The 5,572-nt window shown below is 46.2% G+C and carries 3 protein-coding genes; 1 reads left to right on the forward strand and 2 read right to left on the reverse strand.

Annotated elements, in window-relative coordinates:
* Positions 1 to 73: 73 nt before the first annotated feature.
* Positions 74 to 1,321: an IS21 family transposase gene (gene istA, locus DC28_RS07095; RefSeq protein ID WP_156104573.1), complete on the reverse strand. Its 1,248-nt coding sequence runs from the start codon at positions 1,319 to 1,321 to the stop codon at positions 74 to 76.
* A 554-nt stretch (positions 1,322 to 1,875) separates the two neighbouring features.
* Positions 1,876 to 4,215 (reverse strand): RHS repeat-associated core domain-containing protein, encoded by a 2,340-nt coding sequence (locus tag DC28_RS16410; RefSeq protein WP_156104613.1) that lies wholly within the window; start codon positions 4,213 to 4,215, stop codon positions 1,876 to 1,878.
* A gap of 152 nt (positions 4,216 to 4,367) precedes the next feature.
* Here DC28_RS16410 and DC28_RS07115 point away from each other — a divergent pair, with 152 nt between their 5' ends.
* On the forward strand, positions 4,368 to 5,570 hold the full coding sequence (locus DC28_RS07115; RefSeq protein WP_037545877.1) for an IS256 family transposase: 1,203 nt from the start codon (positions 4,368 to 4,370) through the stop codon (positions 5,568 to 5,570).
* Positions 5,571 to 5,572 lie beyond the last annotated feature (2 nt).

Consider the following 5,572-nt stretch of genomic DNA (forward strand, 5'->3'; position numbering starts at 1 on the left):
GTTAGCTCCTGAAGAATGGCCGGCGTATGCTGGAATTTCAGGTACTCCATTTTTCGAATGATCACATCCAAACTCATCTGGTTCCTCCCACTATTTTCTGGTAATGGTCCATCTGGCGTTCGGCGACCTCCAGACCCCATTGTCGAGTCAGGTCACTCATCGGCCTGGTAGACAGCGTGATGGCCTCCCGGCTAAGCCGGATCATATTCTTCACCCCGGGATAGTATTCGTGAGTTTGAATCACCGTGCCTTCGCAGTAGACCTCAATTTCCGTTCCAGTGTTGATGACTCGGACCGACTTGCCCTCATGCCCTTCGGGGACCTGGTACCAGTTGCCTCTGAAGTACACCAGAGACTCAGTTGAAACCGTGGTTGAAGCCGAGTCGAGATGAATCCGAGGCGCGTCTGAGACATCCTGAAGAAACTGCTTTTCGTATTCGTAAGCCTCAAGAATGCTTGTGCCAGTAGCCGGACAGCTCCACCGAGCCACTCGTTCGGCGAGCAGCTCATTGAAGAACTCCTGAGCTTCGCGAAGACTCCTGAAAATCGTGGTGTTGAAGTCGATGTCCCGAAAGAGATCCTGGATTCGCCGTTCAACCTTTCCCTTGTCTTGGGGCATACCCGGACGAGCGGGAAACGCCTGTGTTCCCAAGCTTTCCAGATACTCCATGTAGTCCTGATTCATCTGCGACTTCCGGCCCTTCCACAGTTTCACAGCAGTCGCCATACAGTCGGGGCGAACAAACTCGGCAATCCCGCCGAGCATGCTGACCGCTTCATGATGCGCACTCAGGAATGACTGAGTATCCTTTTTGACTCTCAACACCATCGCCGGCATACGTGAAAACGCGAGCTGAATAATCAGCACATTGATGGTAACCCAGTTCTCCGGAGCCCCGACTTGTACACGTACCGACTCCTTCCAATCCACCTGCATGAGCTTCCCCGGCGGGGTCTCCATACGCATTCGGTACTGTTTTGCTATGACTTCGGGGTAATGTTTCTTGAGATAACGCCGTAAAGCATCATAGGATAAGGCAAAGTTATGAAACTTCCTTAAACCGCTGTACAGCGAACGTACGGTGTGGCGCTTTGACGGCTCGCGTTGATCATTCTGTTGAATCCATATTTCGATTTGGCGGTTGAATACAGATACTCCAGAATACCGTGTCGACCGGCCGTCAACGCCTTTTCCCTTCTTCCGATGGTAGCGGATCGTTCCTTCTGTAACCCCGAAGCGGCGCGCTAATTCGGTATTACTGATATCCAGATCAAGACCCAGCATACAAAACTCCTTCTGATTAGCTTGTAACTTTCCCACCCGGATACCTCCTTTACAGAAGTATCGGGTCGTAAATTTACGCGCCGATTCTTTCGAAGTTTAGTGCGCCTTTTGACACTTGTAAGTTATTTGGCATCTCTCTCAGGAATCGAGCTATTGAATTAGGGGCAGGGATGCCGGCTTTAGGTATCAGCATTTTCATTTATCGATCCGCCTACCTTGGGCAGATGGAATGTAACCATTACCTATAATCTAACTACATCAAGACTCTATCCATAGAGGTATGGAATACGTATAAATTGGGACAAGGAGAAACACATCCAGATGGTTGGAATTAGTGCCTCCATGAACCTCCTGAGTCTTCGATCTCTAACAAAGATAATCCATCCAACGACTGTTAAAATCGGCATAAAAAGCAGACCTACAAGAATCCCCGCTGCCAAGGTCATCATTTGGACTACAGCCTCAAATGAAAAAATATTAGGGGTAAAAAATATGCGGATAGGGCTAAATAGAATTACTGCAATCGACAAAGACAAAACTACAATTCGTATTCTAGATAATTGCGTTTCCATGCTTTTAGTCCTCATCGTCTAATCTGTGCATTTTTCAGAGGATTTGGGCGAAAGACCCGACGATTCTCCCCAGTTCTGCCCCCACGCCCCCTCTACATCGGGCATAATCCCACCTGCATTCTCAACCCAATCGTCAGCTGCTGTATTACTATTAGGCCCAATCAAGTAATAGGGCCGATCATTATCCAAAGGTGATTCTTGAGTGTTGTATTTTTCTTCATACGAATCAGCTTCTTCTAAGATTCTTTCGTCGAACGTTTGCTGAGAAATACCTTCAGGAGGGAAAATTTCCCCTTCATATCTATACCCATCCGGTAAATCACCCCCAGAAAAATATGCCATAGCCGCACCATACTCATCTGCACCGGATCTCTGCTCATCCTTGAGTACACTCGAAGTGTGATCAATGTCAAGGAAAACACCAATTAATGAGTCTGGATATAGTCCTCTAGTTGTAACTTCACCGGTTTCCTCATCTTTTACAGCTATAAAAATGTGTCTTGCACCTAAAACAACTGGTATTGAAAATGCTTGTGTTTCTAACCCCAGCGGATCAACAAAATTAACCGGATCATTCCCCACATAACCATACCAATTTGCGCCATCTTTAATTGGATCTATTGTAGTCCATCTACCCAAATCTGTTCTGTAGTTTCTGAATCCATAATCGTAAGCACCAGTTAGCGTATCATAACGCTTTGAATTGTATCCGAATTGGTTTGCATTCCGCAAGGCGGGTACATGTACACCATCTCCATTAGCAAACGCCCATGAGATTTCTGGTACAAAAGGATTTTGTCGGTGAAAATTACCTTCGTATGTGTTTCCATACGCATCGTAGGCATACTTTTCTCGAATATCCCCATAGACACCCGTAATCATTCTTACGCTACCAAGTACATTATGAGAGTAATATGCCTTTTGGATTTCAATATTTTCAGAAGAGTCATAGAAATAAGGATTCGGTTGTTCTGACCAATCATCCCAAAGACCTTCCATCGCCCATACATGTCCTGGGGGAAAAGGATATGCCAAATCACCAAAATCCGTCATCTGCAATATGCGTCCATTGGCGTAAATCATTTCGGAGCGAACTAGATTTTCTCCAAAATACTTGGTTCTACCATAGTTTTGATAATTGTGACGGGTTTCAGATGTATCCCGAAACTCTTTCTGTAAATCTGTACCAAAAGGATTATATGATTCTCGGCTAACAAACTCAGCAAGTTCTTCAAAACCCAGGCCGGCATACAATGTAGATAGAGTTACCGATTGGTCCGGGGAAGGTTCGTTATGCAATCCAACTGGTTGCCCCGTATAAGGTGAGGTTCGTGTTCTACGTCCTAAAGCATCATAGGCATAACGGACGCCATATGTCTCTGGTCGGGGTCCACTTCCAATTAAATCATTATTATAGGTGAATATATCAATTACACGATTCTCAAAATTGTAAGCGTAGGTGACGTACCTAGCACCTAATGTTTCTTTGGTCAAATTGCCTTTCGGATCATATTCATACGACCTCAATCCAGCAACTTTGAGTTGATCTCTTTCATTGTATTCATATCCGATTGATCCGAAACCAGTTTCCCATTGAGTACGATTACCATTTGCATCATAAACAAAACTTTCCTGCCACTGTTCTTGGTACTGGTTAAAGGATTCTTCGATTCCGTCATTACCACCCGACCCAAGATACTCAAATAATGTGCTCAATAATTGTTCGGTTGCAGTATCGAGGGATAACGTCACTGCGTGAGTATATTTATCTTCACCGTCAGGATTAACCCCAAAATCCTCCAACATTTCAAGATCGTGATCCGGTTTATCACTATCAATGGGATATCGAACTGTCTCAAGACGACCCGCATCATCGTAGGAATAACTGGTTACATGTCCCTGATAATCAATCATTTGAGTTCTCTTTCCCGCTGCATCATAAACATACGCTTCTCCAGCAATTTTAGGACCAGCCCAGGGTGGTGGTCCACCACCAAATGGACCGCCAGGCCCACCTGCCCATGGGGGAGGTCCATTACCATTGCCGTTTCCGAATCCGTGTCCAATTCCTGGGAAATTAAACGGCAGCTCATCCAAGACTTTTTTTCGTAAACCAGGTGGGATCCAGGAATCCATCCAGCCAAATAATCCCTCAGAGTTCCCAAACACCAAATCATTAAATCCTTCTCTAAGCTTTTGACGCCAGTTGCTGATATCCGAGTCATACCCAAAGGGTGGGCGTAAGTCACGTATTGCCCTAAGTTGTCCTGCAGCATCATAATCTCTCTCGGTTACCACGCCATTAGGCAAGAGCCGAGCAATCTCCCGACCACGTTCATCATAAACAAGTGAGGTCATTCCCCCTTCAGGGTCCGTTATCCCAACAAGGTTGTTACGGGCTCCATAGGCATACTGGGTTGGTGTACAATTCTTTCTGTAAATTAGGTTGAAGAAAGCAGGCCGATCAGGCTCAAATGGTAAGTGACGAAACAAACCATAAGGAGAGCCCGATGGCCTACCAATCAGAGTATACACTTTTAGAGCAAGTGATCCAAATGTTAGCCACCAAGGAAGACAGTAAATTTTCTAAGGTGATAGAAAAGGTAGTGAACGAAGCAATGAAACTTGAGCGAGCCAAAACCCTTCAGGCCGAACCCTATGAGCGGACCGAAGATCGAATGGGCTACGCCAACGGGTTTAAGAACAAAACCTTGGCTTTGGCTACCGGGAAGGTATTACTCAAGATACCTCAAGTCCGCGGACTGGAATTCTATCCCAGCTGTATCGAAAAGGGTATTCGGAGTGAACGAGCCTTAAAACTTGCGATAGCCGAGATGTACGTAAAAGGGGTCAGTACTAGACGGGTTTCAGATATCGTAGAAATCCTATGCGGCACCGAGGTGAGCTCCTCACAGGTAAGTCGATTGGCGAAGGAGCTGGATGAAGAGGCAACATCCTGGCGATCCTCGCCGGTAGGACAAATACAGTATCTCGTGCTCGACGCTACATATGAATCAGTGCGTGTAGGCTCGAAAGTGGTCAAACAGTCCCTACTGATGGCCATAGGCGTCGATTATGAAGGCAAACGTCAGATTTTGGGCACAGAAGTAGCCAATAGCGAAGCGGAGGTAAATTGGCGATCGTTTCTAGAAGGCCTGGTTCGTAGAGGGCTCCATGGTCTGACCATGATTACCAGTGATGACCATGCGGGTCTTCGAGCAGCTATCGATGCTGTGTTTCCTGGAATCTTGTGGCAACGGTGTCAATTTCACTTGCAGCAAAATGCTCGTGGTTACGTGACAAGGAAAGACGATGTCCCGGCGGTAGCGGCGGAAATCCGCAAGGTTTTCAATGCCCCAGATGAACAGAACGCCGAAAGGTACTTGCAGAGCCTGGTAGAAAAGTATGAGAAGACCCAGCCCCGTCTTGCCCAGTGGGCTGATGAAAATCTCCGGGAGGGATTAAGCGTATTTCATATCCCGGAAAACCACAGGAGGAAGTTACGAACCTCAAATTTGGCTGAACGTCAAATGAAAGAAATAAAAAGGCGAACAAAGGTCGTAGGCGTATTCCCTAATGCCGATAGTTTGCTTCGCCTTGCGGCGGCCATGCTGATCGAACAGAACGATCAATGGCAGAATGAAAAACGGTACTTACCCGAGTCTAATGATCGCCCTGCTTTTAAAGAAATTTACAGAAAAAAGGTTGCTTAATC

The organism is Spirochaeta lutea, assembly GCF_000758165.1.
Lineage (GTDB): Bacteria > Spirochaetota > Spirochaetia > DSM-27196 > Salinispiraceae > Spirochaeta_D > Spirochaeta_D lutea.

Excerpts from the sequence above, each read along its gene's own strand:
- DC28_RS16410 (WP_156104613.1), bottom strand. The coding sequence starts at position 4,215 with ATGACCTCACTTGTTTATGATGAACGTGGTCGGGAGATTGCTCGGCTC.
- DC28_RS07115 (WP_037545877.1), top strand. The coding sequence starts at position 4,368 with ATGGCCTACCAATCAGAGTATACACTTTTAGAGCAAGTGATCCAAATG.